The organism is Streptomyces sp. NPDC091387, assembly GCF_044756945.1.
Lineage (GTDB): Bacteria > Actinomycetota > Actinomycetes > Streptomycetales > Streptomycetaceae > Streptomyces.
This window is the reverse complement of the sequence record NZ_JBIVTZ010000016.1, coordinates 84,549-101,461: the sequence shown is the minus strand read 5'-3', so window position 1 is coordinate 101,461 and position 16,913 is coordinate 84,549. Positions and strand designations below refer to the sequence as shown.

Sequence of the window (16,913 nt, the reverse complement as noted above, 5' to 3'; positions counted from 1 at the left end):
ATACGTTGAGGGTCCCCGGGCGGATTGCCCGGGGACCCTCAACGGTGCGGGAGCCGAGGAGCGTTGCCGCTCCTCGCTGTGCCGCGCCGACGCGCCTGGGGCCGTCCGTCCGCAACCGGACGGGAGACCCTATTCAGGTGGCGTCAGTGGGAGACCTCGCCCCTGATGAACTTCTCGACGTTCTCGCGGGCCTCGTCGTCGAAGTACTGGACCGGCGGGGACTTCATGAAGTACGAGGACGCGGAGAGGATCGGGCCGCCGATGCCGCGGTCCTTGGCGATCTTCGCTGCGCGGACGGCGTCGATGATGACACCGGCCGAGTTCGGGGAGTCCCAGACCTCGAGCTTGTACTCCAGGTTCAGCGGAACGTCACCGAAGGCGCGGCCCTCGAGGCGCACATACGCCCACTTGCGGTCGTCCAGCCAGGCCACGTAGTCCGACGGGCCGATGTGGACGTTGTCCGCACCGAGGTCGCGGTCACGGATCTGCGAGGTGACGGCCTGCGTCTTGGAGATCTTCTTGGACTCAAGGCGCTCACGCTCGAGCATGTTCTTGAAGTCCATGTTGCCGCCGACGTTCAGCTGCATCGTGCGGTCCAGGACAACGCCCCGGTCCTCGAACAGCTTCGCCATCACGCGGTGCGTGATGGTGGCGCCGACCTGCGACTTGATGTCGTCGCCGACGATCGGGACACCGGCCTCGGTGAACTTGTCCGCCCACTCCTTGGTGCCGGCGATGAAGACCGGGAGGGCGTTGACGAACGCGACCTTGGCGTCGATGGCGCACTGCGCGTAGAACTTCGCAGCGACCTCGGAGCCGACGGGCAGGTAGCAGACCAGCACGTCGACCTTGCGGTCCTTGAGGATCTGGACGATGTCGACCGGGGCCTCGGTCGACTCCTCGATGGTCTCGCGGTAGTACTTGCCGAGCCCGTCGTGGGTGTGGCCGCGCTGGACGGTGAGTCCGGCGTTCGGCACGTCGCAGAGCTTGATGGTGTTGTTCTCGCTGGCGCCGATGGCGTCCGAGAGGTCGAGGCCGACCTTCTTCGCGTCGACGTCGAAGGCGGCGACGAACTCGACGTCCCGTACGTGGTACTCGCCGAACTGGACGTGCATCAGACCGGGCACCTTGCCGGCCGGATCGGCGTCCTTGTAGTACTCGACGCCCTGGACCAGCGAGGCGGCGCAGTTGCCCACGCCGACGATGGCTACGCGAACCGAACCCATTCCGGTTGCTCCCTGTGTGTAATGGATGTTCCTGATGAGGCCCCGCGGATCTGCGGGTATCTCACTTGGCGGTGTCGCCGGACGGATCCGGCGGGTTGTTACCCCGCCGGGGCAGGCCGTCCGGCTCTCCTGCGGTGTTCTGCTGAGCTGAGCCCTCGGGCGAGGATCGTCGCTGATCCCGTCCCGACCGCTCGCTCTCGATGAGCTCGTTCAGCCAGCGCACTTCGCGCTCCACGGACTCCATGCCGTGTCGCTGAAGCTCAAGTGTGTAGTCGTCGAGACGCTCGCGGGTGCGGGCCAGAGAGGCACTCATCTTCTCGAGGCGCTCCTCCAGTCGGCTGCGACGGCCTTCCAGCACCCGCATCCGCACCTCGTGCTCCGTCTGTCCGAAGAAGGCGAAACGAGCAGCGAAGTGCTCGTCCTCCCAGGAGTCGGGGCCGGTGTGCGAGAGCAGCTCTTCGAAGTGCTCCTTACCTTCCGCCGTCAATCGATAGACGATCTTGGCGCGGCGCCCTGCCAGAGAAGAGGAAGGGGCCACCGCACGGCCGGAGCCGGGCGGAAGGTCTGGTGGAGCGTTTCCCGGCTCCTCGATCAACCAGCCGGTGGCGACCAGCGTCTTGAGGCAGGGATAGAGGGTTCCGTAGCTGAAGGCACGGAAGATCCCCAGTGATGTGTTGAGACGTTTGCGCAGCTCATAGCCGTGCATCGGGGACTCTCTGAGCAGTCCGAGGACAGCGAACTCGAGGATGCCGGAGCGTCTGCTCAACCTCGCCTCCTCCTTCTCCGAGTGCTCTCGGTGTCCCTGTGCCGAGCTGATATGCCGAGCCGATGTACCGAGCTGATGTATCGACTCGATACATCAGCACGATAGATCGGACTCTCCGTCGGGGCAAGGGGGGCCTTAGTGAACGGCGTCACATCGCGAATTCTTAGGAACCGACTTGCGTAATTTGAGGTGAAGTTCGGTCCTAGAAGGGTTTTGACCGTGCGTAGTCTGTCCGGCATGCAGACCACCGGGAACCGTGTGACGCCCGACCGCGTCAGTCTCCGCGGACTGACCGGATGCACTGCGGACGAGCCCGTCGCAGGGATGGTCCGTCATTCGGGGGGACCGGATCTCAACTGCCGCTTCCAGGCGTTCTCGCCTGCCCGAGGAGTAGTCGTTCGATGAGCGAGCACCGTCGCAAAACGCCGCAACCGCAAGGTGGCGGGCGCGCCGCGACCAGACGAGCCACCCAGCAGTCCTCAGGACGCCGTGCGGCACCGTCACGCGGCGTCACCGAGGAATCACCTTCCGGTTCGTCCGGCGAGGACGCCCCGTACGGAGGGCGTGCCGCCGCGAGACGAGCCGCACAGCGCGGCGCCGGCGGCGGTCGTGGTGGTTCCGACGGCGGAGGACGGCGCCGCGGCGGTGGCGACGACGGGGCGGAGGGCCCCGGCCGGGGCCGCGGGCGCGGAAACCAGCGCCCGGTCAAGAAGCGCTTCATCGACTACCCGCGCGCCGGCAAGTACGGCGTGCGGCGCTGGGTGCCCTCGTGGAAGCTGGTCTCCAGCCTCTGCATCGGCTTCCTCGGCCTGCTGATGGGCCTCGCCGGCCTCGCGTACGCGATGGTCGCCAAGCCCGAGGTGAACGCGGCCGCGAAGGCGGAGAACAACGTCTACTACTGGTCCGACAACTCACAGATGGTCGCCACCGGTGGTCAGGCCAACCGTCAGGTCATTGCCTACGAGCAGATCCCCGAGGCGATGCGCAACGCGGTCATCTCGGCGGAGAACAAGTCGTTCGACCACGACAAGGGCATCGACCCGATGGGTATCGCCCGAGCGGTCTGGAACATGGCCAAGGGCGGCCAGACACAGGGTGGCTCGACGATCACCCAGCAGTACGTGAAGAACTCACGGCTCTCCCAGGAACAGACCCTGAGCCGCAAGTTCGAGGAACTCTTCATCACGCTGAAGGTCGGCAAGGAAGAGAACAAGAAGACGGTCATGGCCGGGTACCTCAACGTCTCGTACTACGGGCGGGGCGCGTCAGGTCTCCAGGCGGCGGCCCGTACGTACTACGGCATTGACGCCAACAAACTGAATCCGAGCCAGTGCGCCTTCCTGGCGACCCTGCTCAAGGGCGCCAGCTACTACGACCCGGCCGGTGCCCCGGAGATCGACGCGAAGGAAGCCACCGCGGAGAAGAACCGGGACCGGGCGGAGAAGCGTTGGCGGTGGATCCTCGACGAAGAGGTGAAGGACGGCCGGATGACGAAGGCCGACCGTCTCAAGTACACGAAGTTCCCGATGCCCGATCCACTGAAGAAGGAAGCCCAGCTGGGCGGCCAGACCGGCTACCTGGTCGACCTCGCGAAGTCGTACTTCCTCAACAACAACGACCAGGGCGTCACCGAGGAAATGCTCCGCCTGGGCGGGTACGAGATCCACACGACCTTCGACAAGAAGAAGGTCAAGCAGCTCAACGCTGCGGTCAAGAGGGTCTACGACGAGAGGATCGACCCCAAGAAGCGCCCCGACAAGGACAAGCACGTCCAGTTCGGTGGCGGGTCGGTCGATCCGGCGACCGGCGCCATCAAGGCGATCTACGGCGGCAAGGACGCGACCCAGCACTACACCAACAACGCGGACCCGACGGGCGCCGCGGTCGGTTCGACGTTCAAGCCCTTCGTGCTGGCGGCCGCGATGGAGTACGGCAAGCGGGACCCCGAGCTCAGCGCCGACCAGAGCGACTCGGCACGCGAGAAGGTCTCGCCGATGAGCATCTACAACGGCGACGACAAGCTGAAGATCAAGAAGTACAACGGCGAGGTCTGGACCAACAAGGAGGGCAAGGAGTGGCTGCAGACCAACGACGGGCACAAGTCCGAGGGCGACATCACCCTTCGTAAGGCGATGGAGGTGTCCGCCAACTCCCCCTACGTCCAACTGGGCATGGACGTGGGCACCGACAAGGTGAAGAAGGCGGCCATCGCGGCCGGTCTGAAGGACGACAGGAACATGGCGGACTCGAACGTGCCGTCGTTCTCCATCGGCACGTCCTCGCCGAGCGTGATCCGGATGGCCGGCGCGTACGCCACGTTCGCGGCCAGCGGCCAGCAACGCGAGCCGTTCTCGGTCACCCAGGTGAAGAAGGCCGGCAGGGTGATGTACCAGCACGAGACGGTCACCAAGCGCGCCTTCGACAGTGACGTCGCCGACAACGTGACCGACGTGCTCAAGAACGTCGTCGAGAAGGGCACGGGTACGCCCGCCCAGCTCCCGGGCCGTGACGTGGCGGGCAAGACGGGTACGACGGACGACAACCTCTCCGCCTGGTTCGTGGGCTACACCCCGCAGTTGTCCACCGCGATCAGCATGTACCGGCTGGACGACAACGAGAAGCACAAGAACCGCAAGTTCGAGAAGATGTACGGGACCGGCGGTGAGGAGAAGATCCATGGCGCCTCGTTCCCGGCCCAGATCTGGCACGACTACATGGCCGAAGCGATGAAGAACCAGAAGGTCGTGGACTTCCCGAAGGCGGAGCCGATCGGCAAGACGCTCTACGGGGGCGGCGCGAGCAGCCCCGAGCCGACGCCGAGCTACACGCCCCCTCCGAGCCCGACCCCGTCGCCGTCCGACACACCCACGCCGAGTGCTCCGGCCTCGCCGTCGCCCGACCCGTCCGAGACCTGCGGTACCTGGGACTGGAACTGCCAGAACGACGGCGGTACGTCTCAGGGAGGGGACGGCGGCACCGATCCCGGCACGACCGGCGGGGACAACGGCGGCACGCCCGGCACCTCGACCGGGGCGGTGGGGGGCAACGGCGATCCCGGCGGCTCCAGCCCGCCCACCAGTGACGGGGGCAACAGCAACGGCGACATCTTCGGTGGCCCGCCCGGCTAGCGCCCGGCAGGCAGTGCTCCTCACCCGGCCCGCGGTCCGGGTGAGGCCATCCGGGAGTCATGTCGAGGGCCGTCGCACCACAGGGTGCGGCGGCCCTCGACGTTCGCACAGTCCGGTACGGCAGGATGTGCGGCATGCCAAGTGCAGAGGACACGAGCGTGCATCAGGAACGGTCCGTCGTACGGCCCACGCATGAGGACGAGGTCGCCGCGGCCGGCAGTGAGCTGATCGGTGGGAGGTCGGGCCGCTGGTCGCGGCTCGGCAGCACCGCGCTCACCCCCGTCGGCGCCGTCGCGCTGGTGGCGCTGGGGATGTTCGCGCTCGGCATGGTGCAGAAGCTGCCCTGCTACAACTGGGCCTGGTTCCAGGGCGCCGGCTCCCAGTACACCCATGCCTGCTACTCGGACATTCCGCATCTGTACGCCGGGCGCGGCTTCTCCGACGGTCTGGTGCCCTACTTCGACCGGCTGCCCGGCGATATGCAGTATCTGGAGTACCCCGTGCTGACGGGGGTGTTCATGCAGATCGCCGCCTGGCTGACCCCGGGCGGTTCGATCCAGCACCAGGAGCAGCTGTACTGGCTGGTCAACGCGGGCATGCTGATGATCTGCACCGCGATCATCGCCGTCTGTGTCGCGCGCACGCACCGGCGCCGCCCCTGGGACGGCCTCCTGGTGGCGCTCGCGCCCGCCTTCGCCCTCACCGCCACGATCAACTGGGACCTGCTGGCCGTCGCCCTGACGGCCGCGGCGATGCTCATGTGGTCCAGGAGCCGCCCGCTGGCGTTCGGCATCCTGATCGGGCTTGCCACGGCCGCCAAGCTCTATCCCGTGCTGCTGCTGGGCCCTGCCTTCGTGCTGTGCTGGCGGGCCGGGAAATGGCGGGCGTTCTGGGTGGCGACGCTCGGCGCGGCGGCCTCCTGGCTGGTGGTCAACCTGCCGGTGATGGCGTTCGCGCCCGAGGGGTGGAAGAAGTTCTACACCTTCAGCGAGGAGCGCTCGATCGACTTCGGCTCCTTCTGGCTGATCATCACCCAGCGCACGGGCGAAGCCATCGACGTCAGCACGGTCAACACCGTCTCGACCCTGGGGACGGTCGCACTGTGCGCCGCCATCGGCGCGCTGACGCTGACGGCGCCGCGCAGGCCGCGGTTCGCGCAGCTCGCGTTCCTCGTCGTCGCGGTGTTCATCCTCGTCAACAAGGTCTATTCACCGCAGTACGTGCTGTGGCTGATCCCCCTCGCCGCGCTGGCCCGGCCGCGCTGGCGGGACTTCCTGATCTGGCAGGCGTGCGAGGTCATGTACTTCCTGGGCATCTGGATGTACCTCGCCTACACGACGAGCGGCGACAAGCACCAGGGGCTGCCGACGGAGGGCTACCAGCTGGCCATCGCCCTGCATCTGCTGGGCACGCTGTACCTCTGCGCCGTGGTCGTGCGCGACATTCTGATGCCGGAGCGGGACGTCGTGCGGCGCGACGGATCGGACGATCCGTCGGGCGGGGTGCTCGACGGGGCGCGGGACGTCTTCGTGCTGGGCCATGCGGCCGCGCATCCGCCGCGCCATGCCACGTTCACGGTCGAGGGGCCGCGCGTGGAGTGGGGCACCGGGAGCACGCCGGCCGCGGACTGAGCGGCGCGACGGGTGAGGCTGCGGGGCCGCCGGCACAGCGGCGGCCCCGCAGCGCCTCAGCGGTCGACGAGGCGGTCGAACTGCGTGGTGGTGTGGCGCAGGTGGGCCACCAGCTCGTCGCCGACCCTCGGCTCCTCCGCGTCCGAGGGCACGAACAGGATCGACACCTGCATGTGCGGCGGCTCGGCGAACCAGCGCTGCTTGCCGGCCCAGACGAACGGCGACAGATTGCGGTTGACGGTGGCCAGGCCCGCACGGGCGACCCCCTTGGCACGCGGCATCACGCCGTGCAGCGCCTTCGGGGCCTCTAGGCCCACCCCGTGCGACGTACCGCCCGCGACGACCACCAGCCAGCCGTCGGAGGCGGCCTTCTGCTGCCGGTAGCCGAACCGGTCGCCCTTGACGACGCGCGTGACGTCGAGCACCGCACCCCGGTACTCCGTCGCCTCGTGATCGCCGAGCCAGAGCCGGGTCCCGATGCGGGCACGGAAGCGGGTCTGCGGGAACTGCTGCTGGAGCCGGCCCAGCTCCTCGGCCCGGAGGTGGCTGACGAACATCGTGTGCAGCGGCAGCCGGGCCGCCCGCAGACGGTCCATCCAGGCGATGACCTCCTCGACGGCGTCCGAGCCGTCGGTGCGGTCCAGCGGCAGGTGCAGGGCGAAGCCTTCGAGCCGTACGTCCTCGATGGCCGCGTGCAGCTGCCCGAGCTCGTCCTCCTTGACGCCGTGCCGCCTCATCGAGCTCATGCACTCGATGACGACGCGGGCGCCCACCAGGGCGTGCACCCCGTCCACGGACGACACGGAACGGATGACCCGGTCGGGCAGCGGCACCGGCTCCTCGCCCCGCCGGAACGGCGTGAGCACCAGCAGATCGCCGCTGAACCAGTCCTTGATCCGGGCGGCCTCGTAGGTGGTGCCGACCGCGAGCGTGTCGGAACCGAAGCGGATCGCCTCGTCGGCCAGCCGTTCGTGGCCGAAGCCGTACCCGTTGCCCTTGCAGACCGGTACGAGGCCGGGGAACTGATCGAGCACGGATTTCTGGTGCGCCCGCCAGCGCGCGGTGTCGACGTACAGGGAGAGCGCCATGGCCGGTCCGGAACCTTTCTGGTGGCTGCGGTGTATCAGGGGTATGAGGGGCTTCTTGAAGAACCCATTGAAACGAATGAAGCCGGTTTCGTCAGCCTTGTGCCGCGGATCCTTCTGTCACGGATCCTTCTGTCACGGATCAGCGGCGGGACATGTAGATGTCGAGCGCCTTGTGCAGCAGCTTGTTGAGCGGGAAGTCCCACTCACCGAGGTACTCCGCCGCCTGACCTCCAGTACCCACCTTGAACTGGATCAGGCCGAAGAGGTGGTCCGTCTCGTCCAGGGAGTCGGAGATGCCGCGCAGGTCGTAGACGGTGGCGCCCATGGCGTACGAGTCACGGAGCATCCGCCACTGCATCGCGTTCGAGGGCCGGACCTCGCGCTTGTGGTTGGCCGAGGCGCCGTAGGAGTACCAGACGTGACCGCCGACGATCAGCATGGTCGCGGCCGCGACGTTCTCGCCCTCGTGGCGGGCGAAGTAGAGCCGCATACGGTTGGGGTCCTCGTTGTTGAGGGCCGTCCACATGCGCTGGAAGTAGCCGAGCGGGCGCGGTCGGAAGTGATCGCGCTCGGCCGTGATCTCGTACAGCCGCTGCCACTCGGCGAGCTCGGCGTAGCTGCCCTGGACGACCTCGACACCGGCCTTCTCGGCCTTCTTGATGTTGCGTCGCCACAGCTGGTTGAAGCCCTTGTGGACGTCTTCGAGCGAGCGGTTCGCCAGCGGCACCTGGAAGATGTAGCGGGGCTGTACGTCACCGAAGCCGGCGCCGCCGTCCTCGCCCTGCTGCCACCCCATCTTCCGCAGCCGGTCCGCTACTTCGAAGGCGCGGGGCTCGATATGGGTGGCCTCGACGTCGCGCAGGCGCTTCACGTCGGGGTCCTGGATACCGGCCTTGATCGCGTGGGCGTCCCAGCGGCGGATGACGACCGGCGGGCCCATCTTCACCGAGAAGGCGCCCTGCTGCTTGAGATGCGTCAGCATCGGCTGCAGCCAGTCGGCCAGGTTCGGGGCGTACCAGTTGATGACCGGTCCCTCGGGCAGATAAGCGAGGTACCGCTTGATCTTCGGCAGCTGCCGGTAGAGCACCAGGCCGGCGCCGACGAGCTCGCCGCTCTTGTCGAACCAGCCCAGGCTCTCCGAGCGCCACTCGGCCTTCACATCCGCCCATGCCGGGACCTGCATGTGACTCGCCGCGGGCAGACTCTGGATGTACGCCAGATGCTGCTCACGGCTGATGGTCCTCAGGGTCAGGCTCATGCGGGGCGCTCCTCGGCAGGTGTGTCCCCATCGGTCAGGGGCTCCGGCTCTCGCGCCGAAGCCTACTGTGACCGGGAAGCGCTCGGTCTGGCCCTGTCGTGCCCGGACGGTTCCGGCGGGTGGGGCAGGGGACGGCGCCGGGCTGCGACGCCGTCCCGAGCCCGTGCCGGGACCGCTGGTTCCGGCCCGCTCAGCCCACCACGCCGCCGAAGAGACCGCCGTGGGCCATGCCGAGGAAGAACCCGATGGCGGAGGCTCCGATGCCGAGGATCAGCGGGAACCTCTCCCGCGTCGTCACGGAGATGTACTGCCCGTAGGCACCTGTGAGAATCCCGACGAGCCCGGCCCACGAGCTGATCAGATGCAGGTTGTCGAACATCGCCGTCACGAACGCGAGGACGCCGAGAGCGAGCGTCACCAGCACCAGGGCGTCCTGGAGCGGATGGGCCCTGCCGTCCGTGGCGAAGAGGGAGACGGGGGGATGGGATCGTGCTGTGCGTGCCATGGAGTACCTCCTGGCCGAAAGGCGGCGCGTCGTGGCGCCGCTCACACCCGATGTGTACAGATTGCGTCTCCTGACCACAGGATTTCAACCGGAAGCCTCTCTGCAGGTACTCTGTACGGTCTGCACCGGTGTCTGCCCGGGGCCACCCCAGATCAGCCCCTTCTCGAAGGAGGGCGTTGTCAGTGGCGGCTGTTTTACTCGGAGACACTGTTGCTTACGCATCACGACCCTCCTGCCACGGAACGACCGTGGCCGCTGAGTCCAAAGGAGGTGGGTTCCACATGCGTCACTACGAGGTGATGGTCATCCTCGACCCCGATCTCGAGGAGCGAGCAGTCTCCCCGCTGATCGAGAACTTCCTCTCCGTCGTCCGTGAGGGCGAAGGAAAGGTTGAGAAGGTCGACACCTGGGGCCGTCGTCGTCTCGCTTACGAGATCAAGAAGAAGCCCGAGGGCATCTACTCGGTCATCGACCTGCAGGCCGAGCCTGCGGTCGTCAAGGAGCTCGACCGCCAGATGAACCTGAACGAGTCGGTCCTCCGGACCAAGGTCCTCCGTCCCGAGATCCACTGAGCTTCTAGCTCAGTGGTCATCGGGTTCGAGTAGCAGCAAGCAGCCAGAAGCAATCCCCGCCGAGAGGTTCACCCATGGCAGGCGAGACCGTCATCACGGTCGTCGGCAATCTCGTCGACGACCCCGAGCTGCGCTTCACCCCGTCCGGTGCGGCGGTCGCGAAGTTCCGCGTCGCGTCCACTCCCCGCATCTTCGACCGGCAGACCAATGAGTGGAAGGACGGCGAAGGCCTGTTCCTCACCTGCTCGGTCTGGCGTCAGGCGGCGGAGAACGTCGCCGAGTCGCTCACGCGAGGCATGCGCGTTGTCGTGCAGGGCCGGCTGAAGCAGCGGTCGTACGAAGACCGCGAGGGCGTCAAGCGCACGGTCTACGAGCTGGACGTCGAGGAAGTCGGCCCCAGTCTCAAGAACGCCACCGCCAAGGTCACCAAGACCACCGGTCGTGGTGGCCAGGGCGGCCAGGGCCAGGGTGGATACGGCGGCGGTCAGCAGGGTGGCGGTAACTGGGGCGGCGGTCCCGGTGCTGGTGGCCAGCAGGGCGGTGGCGGTGCTCCCGCCGACGACCCGTGGGCCACGAGCGCGCCGGCCGGCGGCCAGCAGGGCGGGGGCCAGCAGAGCGGCGGAGGCGGCTGGGGCGGAAGCTCCGGCGGTTCCAGTGGCTCTGGTGCATCTGGCGGCGGCTACTCGGACGAGCCGCCCTTCTAAGGGCAGCTCGTACCCCCACTTCTTGATCACACAGGAGAAACACCATGGCGAAGCCGCCTGTGCGCAAGCCTAAGAAGAAGGTCTGCGCGTTCTGCAAGGACAAGACCCAGTACGTGGACTACAAGGACACGAACATGCTGCGGAAGTTCATTTCCGACCGCGGCAAGATCCGTGCCCGCCGCGTCACCGGCAACTGCACGCAGCATCAGCGTGACGTCGCCACGGCTGTCAAGAACAGCCGTGAGATGGCGCTGCTGCCCTACACGTCCACCGCGCGATAAGGGAAGGGTGACCGAATCATGAAGATCATCCTCACCCACGAGGTCTCCGGCCTCGGTGCTGCTGGCGACGTCGTTGACGTCAAGGACGGGTACGCCCGTAACTACCTGGTTCCGCGTGGCTTCGCCATTCGCTGGACCAAGGGTGGCGAGAAGGACGTGGCGCAGATCCGCCGCGCCCGCAAGATCCACGAGATCGCCACGATCGAGCAGGCCAACGAGATCAAGTCCAAGCTCGAGGCCGTGAAGGTCCGTCTGGCTGTTCGCTCCGGCGACGCCGGCCGTCTCTTCGGCTCCGTCACCCCGGCCGACATCGCCTCGGCGATCAAGGCTGCCGGTGGTCCGGACGTCGACAAGCGTCGCGTCGAGCTCGGCTCGCCGATCAAGACGCTCGGCGGACACCAGGTGTCCGTCCGTCTGCACCCCGAGGTCGCTGCGAAGCTCGGCGTCGAGGTAGTTGCTGCCTGACCAGGCCGCAACTCAGCAGAACAGTGAAGGGCCGCACCTCTTGGGGTGCGGCCCTTCGCCGTTTCCGGCTTCGGGTGCATGCCGGCTCGCTGCCTGTTTCACGTGAAACAGGCAGCGAGCCGGCGGCTCAGTGAGCGGCTCCGGTGACCAGCCACTTGCCCGAGCGGGTCCGGAGCCAGAGCGTCGCCATGCGAACGAGCATCATCAGGGCCATCGCGCACCACAGCACCGTCAGCCCGCCACCGAGGTGGGGAACGAGCAGGGCCACCGGGGCGAAGACGGCCAGGGTGACGAGCATGGCCCAGGCCAGGTACGGACCGTCCCCGGCGCCCATCAGTACACCGTCCAGAACGAAGACGACCCCGGAGATCGGCTGGGTCAGGGCAACCACCAGCAGGGCCGGGAAGAGGGTGTCCTGGACGGACTGGTCGCTGGTGAACAACGGCACGAACAGGGGACGGGCGAGAACGATCAGTACTCCGAACAGCACACCGGAGGCGACACCCCACTGCACCATGCGGCGGCAGGCCTCACGCGCCCCCTTTACGTCATCGGCCCCCAGGTACCGGCCGATGATGGCCTGCCCGGCGATGGCGATGGCGTCCAGCGCGAAGGCCATCAGGCTCCAGAGCGAGAGAATGATCTGGTGTGCCGCCAGGTCGGTGTCCCCCAGCCGGGCCGCGACGGCGGTGGCGATCAGCAGGACGGCACGGAGCGACAGCGTACGGACGAGCAGGGGCACGCCTGCCTGGGCGCTGGCCCTGATGCCCGCGGCGTCGGGGCGTAGTGAGGCGCCGTGCCGCCGGGCGCCGCGGACCACCACGACGAGATAGGCGACCGCCATCGCGACCTGGGCGATCACCGTGCCCCAGGCCGATCCGGCGATGCCGAGCCCGGCGCCGTAGACGAGGCCCGCGTTGAGGGCTCCGTTGGCGGCGAAGCCGCCGATGGCGACATAGAGCGGGGTGCGGGTGTTCTGCAGGCCCCGGAGCACGCCGGTCGCGGCCATCACGACGAGCATGGCGGGGATGCCGAGGCTGGAGATCCGCAGATAGGTGGTGGCGTAGGGGGCCGCGGTGTGGGAGGCGCCGAAGACCTCGACGAGCCAGGGGGCCAGGGGGAGCGTCAGGGCGATGACCGCGAGGCCGAGCAGTATGGCCAGCCAGATACCGTCCATGCCCTGACGGATCGCAGAGGTCAGGTCGCCGGCGCCGACCCGTCGGGCCACCGCTGCCGTGGTGGCGTAGGCCAGAAAGACGAAGATGCTCACGGCGGTCGTCAGGAGGGCCGCGGCAACGGCCAGGCCGGCCAGTTGCGGGGTCCCGAGATGGCCGACGATGGCGCTGTCGACCATGACGAAAAGAGGCTCGGCCACGAGTGCGCCGAAGGCGGGAACGGCGAGTGCGATGATCTCGCGGTCATGCCGACGGCGACTGGGTGGCGGGCTCGCCGGTGCCTGGGTCATGAGGGCCAATCTAATCTTCCACAGGTAACAGATGCAATCCCTTACTGATCCTTACATTTGTTGGGGTTCGGTGTTCTCCTGCGTGTGGGTTGCCGTGATCTTGCACCGACTCGGAAACTTTTTCTCCCCCACAGCCGGTGGATGGGGAACGTGCAGGTCAGAAGCGTGATGGCGGGGGCGCTATGAGTTTGTCCACAGTGCTGTCCCCCGGTCCGTGCACAGGTTCTGCGTGGTTCTCCACAGCATCTGGTCCGTCGTCCACATGCCCTGTGGATAACCAGATTGGCTGACGGTGCCGGGAGGCCTACCGTGGTGCGGCGCCCCCACCCCGTTTCGGCCCTGGAAACCCGGCAGAACCCGACACACCGCAACCGGAGTCGGGCGTCTTGTTTGTCGGTGCCGTGCCGTAAGAAAGAGTGGCACGGCTAGGTCCGCGGAGCGGACGGGAGGAGGTGGCCGGATGAGTATTCCCGAGCCTTTGGACGACCCCTGGGCCGACACCGGTCCCAGTGACCGGCTGCCTGTTTCCCGCCAGCGCCGGGGCGAGGGCCGGGACCGCGGCGAGCAGCACGACCGCGGCCGCGAGAGCAACGGCTGGGAGGGCGGCTCCCCGGGATTCGAGCGGGTGCCGCCCCAGGACCTCGACGCGGAACAGTCCGTCCTCGGTGGCATGCTCCTGTCCAAGGACGCCATCGCCGACGTCGTGGAGATCATCAAGGGCCACGATTTCTACCGCCCCGCCCACGAGACCGTCTTTCAGGCGATCCTCGACCTCTACGCCAAGGGCGAGCCGGCCGACCCGATCACGGTGGCGGCCGAACTCGTCAAGCGTGGCGAGATCACCAAGGTGGGCGGCGCCCCGTATCTGCACACCCTGGTCCAGTCGGTGCCGACCGCGGCCAACGCTTCGTACTACGCGGAGATCGTTCATGAGCGTGCGGTGCTCCGGCGTCTCGTCGAGGCCGGCACGAAGATCACGCAGATGGGATACGCGGCCGACGGCGATGTCGATGACATCGTCAACTCCGCACAGGCCGAGATCTACGCCGTCACCGAGCAGCGGACCAGTGAGGACTACCTGCCCCTCGGCGACATCATGGAGGGCGCGCTCGACGAGATCGAGGCGATCGGTTCCCGCAGCGGCGAGATGACCGGTGTGCCGACCGGCTTCACCGACCTCGACGCCCTGACCAACGGCCTCCACCCGGGCCAGATGGTCGTCATCGCGGCCCGTCCCGCCATGGGTAAGTCCACGCTCGCCCTGGACTTCGCTCGGGCCTGTTCGATCAAGAGCAACCTGCCCAGCGTGATCTTCTCCCTGGAAATGGGGCGGAACGAGATCGCGATGCGCCTGCTGTCCGCCGAGGCGCGGGTGGCGCTCCACCACATGCGCTCCGGCACCATGACCGACGAGGACTGGACGCGGCTGGCGCGACGGATGCCGGATGTCTCCGCCGCCCCCCTCTACATCGACGACTCCCCGAACCTCTCCATGATGGAGATCCGGGCGAAGTGCCGTCGCCTGAAGCAGCGCAACGATCTCAAGCTGGTGGTCATCGACTATCTGCAGCTGATGCAGTCCGGTGGCTCGAAGCGTGCCGAGAGCCGTCAGCAGGAGGTCTCGGACATGTCCCGAAACCTCAAGCTGCTGGCCAAGGAACTGCAACTGCCGGTCATCGCGCTCTCCCAGCTGAACCGTGGTCCCGAGCAGCGGACGGACAAGAAGCCGATGGTCTCCGACCTCCGAGAGTCCGGTTCCATCGAGCAGGACGCCGACATGGTCATCCTGCTGCACCGTGAGGACGCCTACGAGAAGGAGTCACCGCGGGCGGGCGAGGCGGACCTGATCGTGGCCAAGCACCGTAACGGTCCGACGGCGACGATCACCGTCGCCTTCCAGGGGCACTACTCGCGCTTCGTGGACATGGCACAGACCTGATCGGAGCCTGTGCGGGCTCGCTTCTCCACTGTCCCCTTCTCGTTGACGGGTCCGCCACGGCATCGACTCGGTCGTCACGTGCCGTTCTCAGCGGATACCGTTCTTGGCCAGCCTGCTCAGCAGGGCGTCCACCACGGGGGGCTTCAGGCCCAGCGCCAATAACACCAGGGGCCTGAGGCCGCGCCGTGCGATCTCGAACCGGTGGAGGGTCATGAAGACCGACGCGCCGCTGTACCCGTTCAGCGCGGTCACCTCGCTCCAGGCCACCGCGTCCTGCACGCCGCCGAACAGATTGGTGACGACCAGGCCGTCCTCGTAGACGTAGCACCGCCTGAGTCCGAATCTGACGGACATACGACGCCATGCCGACATGAGGCCGAACAGGGCGAGCACCACCGCTGTCATGACGGCACCCTTGGTGAACGCCGCCGGGGGCCTGATGGCTACCAAGCAGATGATCAGGGTGACGTAGAGCGCCACGCCGACCCGCCGCGCCATCTGCGCAAGGGCGCCTCCCACTCCCGCGACGGGATAGCTACCGACCTTCTCGCCGAGGCCGAACCCGTCCATGCCCTGTCGCATGATGAATCGTCTCCTCCGGAACAGAGTTCACGCCGAGTCCCGCCGGTCACGGTCGGGCCGGCGCCGTGTCCGCGTGATGAGTTGAGCGAGCAGCCGGGTGCGGGGGACCATCCGCTCGACGTTGACGTACTCGGTGCTCGCGTGAGCGCCACTGCCCACGGCGCCCAGGCCGTCCAGCGTCGGACAGCCCGCAGCCGCGGTGTAGTTGCCGTCCGAGGCGCCGCCGACGGCGATCCCTCGCAGCGGTTCCTCGCCCAGTTCCGCGGCGAGTCGGGAGGCGAGGTCGAACAGTCCGGCGGAGGACCCCGGCTCCATGGGCGGTCGCTGGCTGCCGCCCAGCACCTCCAGCCGGGCGCCGGGCGTCCGCGGCGTGAGCCCCCGGATGAGGGCGTCGATCCGGTCCTGTGCCGCCTGGGTCGGCACGCGCACGTCCAACGACACCCGAGCCAGCGCGGGCACCGTGTTGCGCGCACTGCCGGCCGACAGCAGGGTGGGTGTGACACTGGCGGAGCCCAGGACGGAGTCGGTTCCGTCGACGTCACCCATCGCGGCCCCGAGACCGGCGATGGACAGCACCTGGTGCGCGGCCTCGACCGCGGCGTTGATCCCCTTCTGCGGTTCCAGACCCGCGTGCGCCGCCCTGCCGTGGACGACGACGTCGTACCGCGAAGTGCCCTTGCGGGCGGTCTTGAGCGCACCCTCGTCGTCCGCGGACGGTTCCAGAACGAAGGCGGCCGCGCACCCTCGCACGGATTCCTCGATCAGTTGCCGGGAGGTCGTCGAGCCGACCTCCTCGTCGCCGTTGACCAGGACGCGCACCCCGTCCGGGGACGGAAGCGAGGCCAGGGCGTGGAACATCTGCACCAGGCCCGCCTTCATGTCCAGGACCCCGGGGCCGCGGGCTGTCCCGTCGGCCACCGACCAGGGGTGGCTCTCGATCGAGCCCATGGGCCACACCGTGTCGTGGTGTCCTATCAGCAAGACCCGCGGGGTGCCGAACGTCCACCGCAGATGGGTCACGCCGTTGATCACGATCGTTTCCGGCTCGGCCCCCAGCAGCCTCCTCCCGAGCGCGCCCACCACCTCGGCGCTCCGCGCCACCGCCGCGTGGTCGGCCGAGAAGGACTCGCAGCGCACGAGTTCCGCCAGATCGGCCAGCATCGTCGGCAGGAGGACAGCGGTCCCCCGGGTCACCGGTCCCGCCCCACGCCAACTCCTGGTCGTGCTAACCGTCGTGACAGCACATTTCCCCCTCGGACGTCCTGGGCACTGGTGCGGCGGGGCCGTTCCCCCTGCGAAGCCC

Annotated in this window: 15 protein-coding genes; 7 read left to right on the top strand and 8 right to left on the bottom strand. The window is 67.7% G+C overall.

Features of this window, described 5'->3' with window-relative positions; genetic code table 11:
• Nucleotides 1-143: 143 nt before the first annotated feature.
• Together ACIQM0_RS29910 and ACIQM0_RS29905 are read right to left on the bottom strand one after the other, a co-directional pair.
• On the bottom strand, nt 144-1,226 hold the full coding sequence (locus tag ACIQM0_RS29910; protein ID WP_363022851.1) for an inositol-3-phosphate synthase: 1,083 nt from the start codon (nt 1,224-1,226) through the stop codon (nt 144-146).
• 61 nt (nt 1,227-1,287) lie between these two features.
• On the bottom strand, nt 1,288-1,992 hold the full coding sequence (locus ACIQM0_RS29905) for a PadR family transcriptional regulator (protein ID WP_401292503.1): 705 nt from the start codon (nt 1,990-1,992) through the stop codon (nt 1,288-1,290).
• Between the two features lie 401 nt (nt 1,993-2,393).
• Between ACIQM0_RS29905 and ACIQM0_RS29900 the strand changes: the two genes are divergently transcribed.
• Both ACIQM0_RS29900 and ACIQM0_RS29895 read left to right on the top strand, forming a co-directional pair.
• Complete coding sequence (locus ACIQM0_RS29900) at nt 2,394-5,120, top strand: transglycosylase domain-containing protein (RefSeq protein WP_401292500.1); 2,727 nt, start codon at nt 2,394-2,396, stop codon at nt 5,118-5,120.
• 134 nt (nt 5,121-5,254) lie between these two features.
• Nucleotides 5,255-6,751 (top strand): glycosyltransferase family 87 protein, encoded by a 1,497-nt coding sequence (locus ACIQM0_RS29895; RefSeq protein WP_401292498.1) that lies wholly within the window; start codon nt 5,255-5,257, stop codon nt 6,749-6,751.
• Nucleotides 6,752-6,807: 56 nt separating this feature from the next.
• Here the strand turns inward: ACIQM0_RS29895 and ACIQM0_RS29890 are convergent, their stop codons facing one another.
• The 3 genes from ACIQM0_RS29890 to ACIQM0_RS29880 form a co-directional block, all read right to left on the bottom strand.
• Nucleotides 6,808-7,839: an alanine racemase gene (locus ACIQM0_RS29890; RefSeq protein WP_363022857.1), complete on the bottom strand. Its 1,032-nt coding sequence runs from the start codon at nt 7,837-7,839 to the stop codon at nt 6,808-6,810.
• Nucleotides 7,840-7,978: 139 nt separating this feature from the next.
• Entirely contained in the window at nt 7,979-9,097 is a 1,119-nt protein-coding gene (locus ACIQM0_RS29885) for a peptidoglycan bridge formation glycyltransferase FemA/FemB family protein (protein WP_328696292.1), read from the bottom strand.
• Nucleotides 9,098-9,287: 190 nt separating this feature from the next.
• Nucleotides 9,288-9,602, bottom strand: coding sequence for a hypothetical protein (locus ACIQM0_RS29880; protein ID WP_401292496.1), 315 nt, complete (start codon nt 9,600-9,602; stop codon nt 9,288-9,290).
• Between the two features lie 281 nt (nt 9,603-9,883).
• Here ACIQM0_RS29880 and rpsF point away from each other — a divergent pair, with 281 nt between their 5' ends.
• The 4 genes from rpsF (at nt 9,884) to rplI (ending at nt 11,624) form a co-directional block, all read left to right on the top strand.
• Nucleotides 9,884-10,174: a 30S ribosomal protein S6 gene (rpsF, locus tag ACIQM0_RS29875; RefSeq protein ID WP_018101872.1), complete on the top strand. Its 291-nt coding sequence runs from the start codon at nt 9,884-9,886 to the stop codon at nt 10,172-10,174.
• 74 nt (nt 10,175-10,248) lie between these two features.
• Nucleotides 10,249-10,878: a single-stranded DNA-binding protein gene (locus ACIQM0_RS29870; RefSeq protein ID WP_363022860.1), complete on the top strand. Its 630-nt coding sequence runs from the start codon at nt 10,249-10,251 to the stop codon at nt 10,876-10,878.
• A gap of 44 nt (nt 10,879-10,922) precedes the next feature.
• On the top strand, nt 10,923-11,159 hold the full coding sequence (rpsR, locus tag ACIQM0_RS29865; protein WP_003967857.1) for a 30S ribosomal protein S18: 237 nt from the start codon (nt 10,923-10,925) through the stop codon (nt 11,157-11,159).
• A gap of 18 nt (nt 11,160-11,177) precedes the next feature.
• A complete protein-coding gene (gene rplI, locus ACIQM0_RS29860) occupies nt 11,178-11,624 on the top strand; it encodes a 50S ribosomal protein L9 (RefSeq protein ID WP_073733221.1) in 447 nt (148 codons plus the stop codon).
• Between the two features lie 127 nt (nt 11,625-11,751).
• Here the strand turns inward: rplI and ACIQM0_RS29855 are convergent, their stop codons facing one another.
• Nucleotides 11,752-13,089 (bottom strand): MATE family efflux transporter, encoded by a 1,338-nt coding sequence (locus ACIQM0_RS29855; RefSeq protein ID WP_401292491.1) that lies wholly within the window; start codon nt 13,087-13,089, stop codon nt 11,752-11,754.
• A gap of 460 nt (nt 13,090-13,549) precedes the next feature.
• On the opposite strand from ACIQM0_RS29855, the gene dnaB reads away from it, so the two are divergent.
• Nucleotides 13,550-15,028 (top strand): replicative DNA helicase, encoded by a 1,479-nt coding sequence (gene dnaB / locus ACIQM0_RS29850; protein WP_123524846.1) that lies wholly within the window; start codon nt 13,550-13,552, stop codon nt 15,026-15,028.
• Between the two features lie 87 nt (nt 15,029-15,115).
• On the opposite strand, the gene ACIQM0_RS29845 is transcribed toward dnaB, so the two are convergent.
• Nucleotides 15,116-15,610 (bottom strand): hypothetical protein, encoded by a 495-nt coding sequence (locus tag ACIQM0_RS29845; RefSeq protein WP_401292488.1) that lies wholly within the window; start codon nt 15,608-15,610, stop codon nt 15,116-15,118.
• Nucleotides 15,611-15,637: 27 nt separating this feature from the next.
• Nucleotides 15,638-16,771: a M20 family metallopeptidase gene (locus ACIQM0_RS29840; RefSeq protein ID WP_401292700.1), complete on the bottom strand. Its 1,134-nt coding sequence runs from the start codon at nt 16,769-16,771 to the stop codon at nt 15,638-15,640.
• Nucleotides 16,772-16,913: the final 142 nt, after the last annotated feature.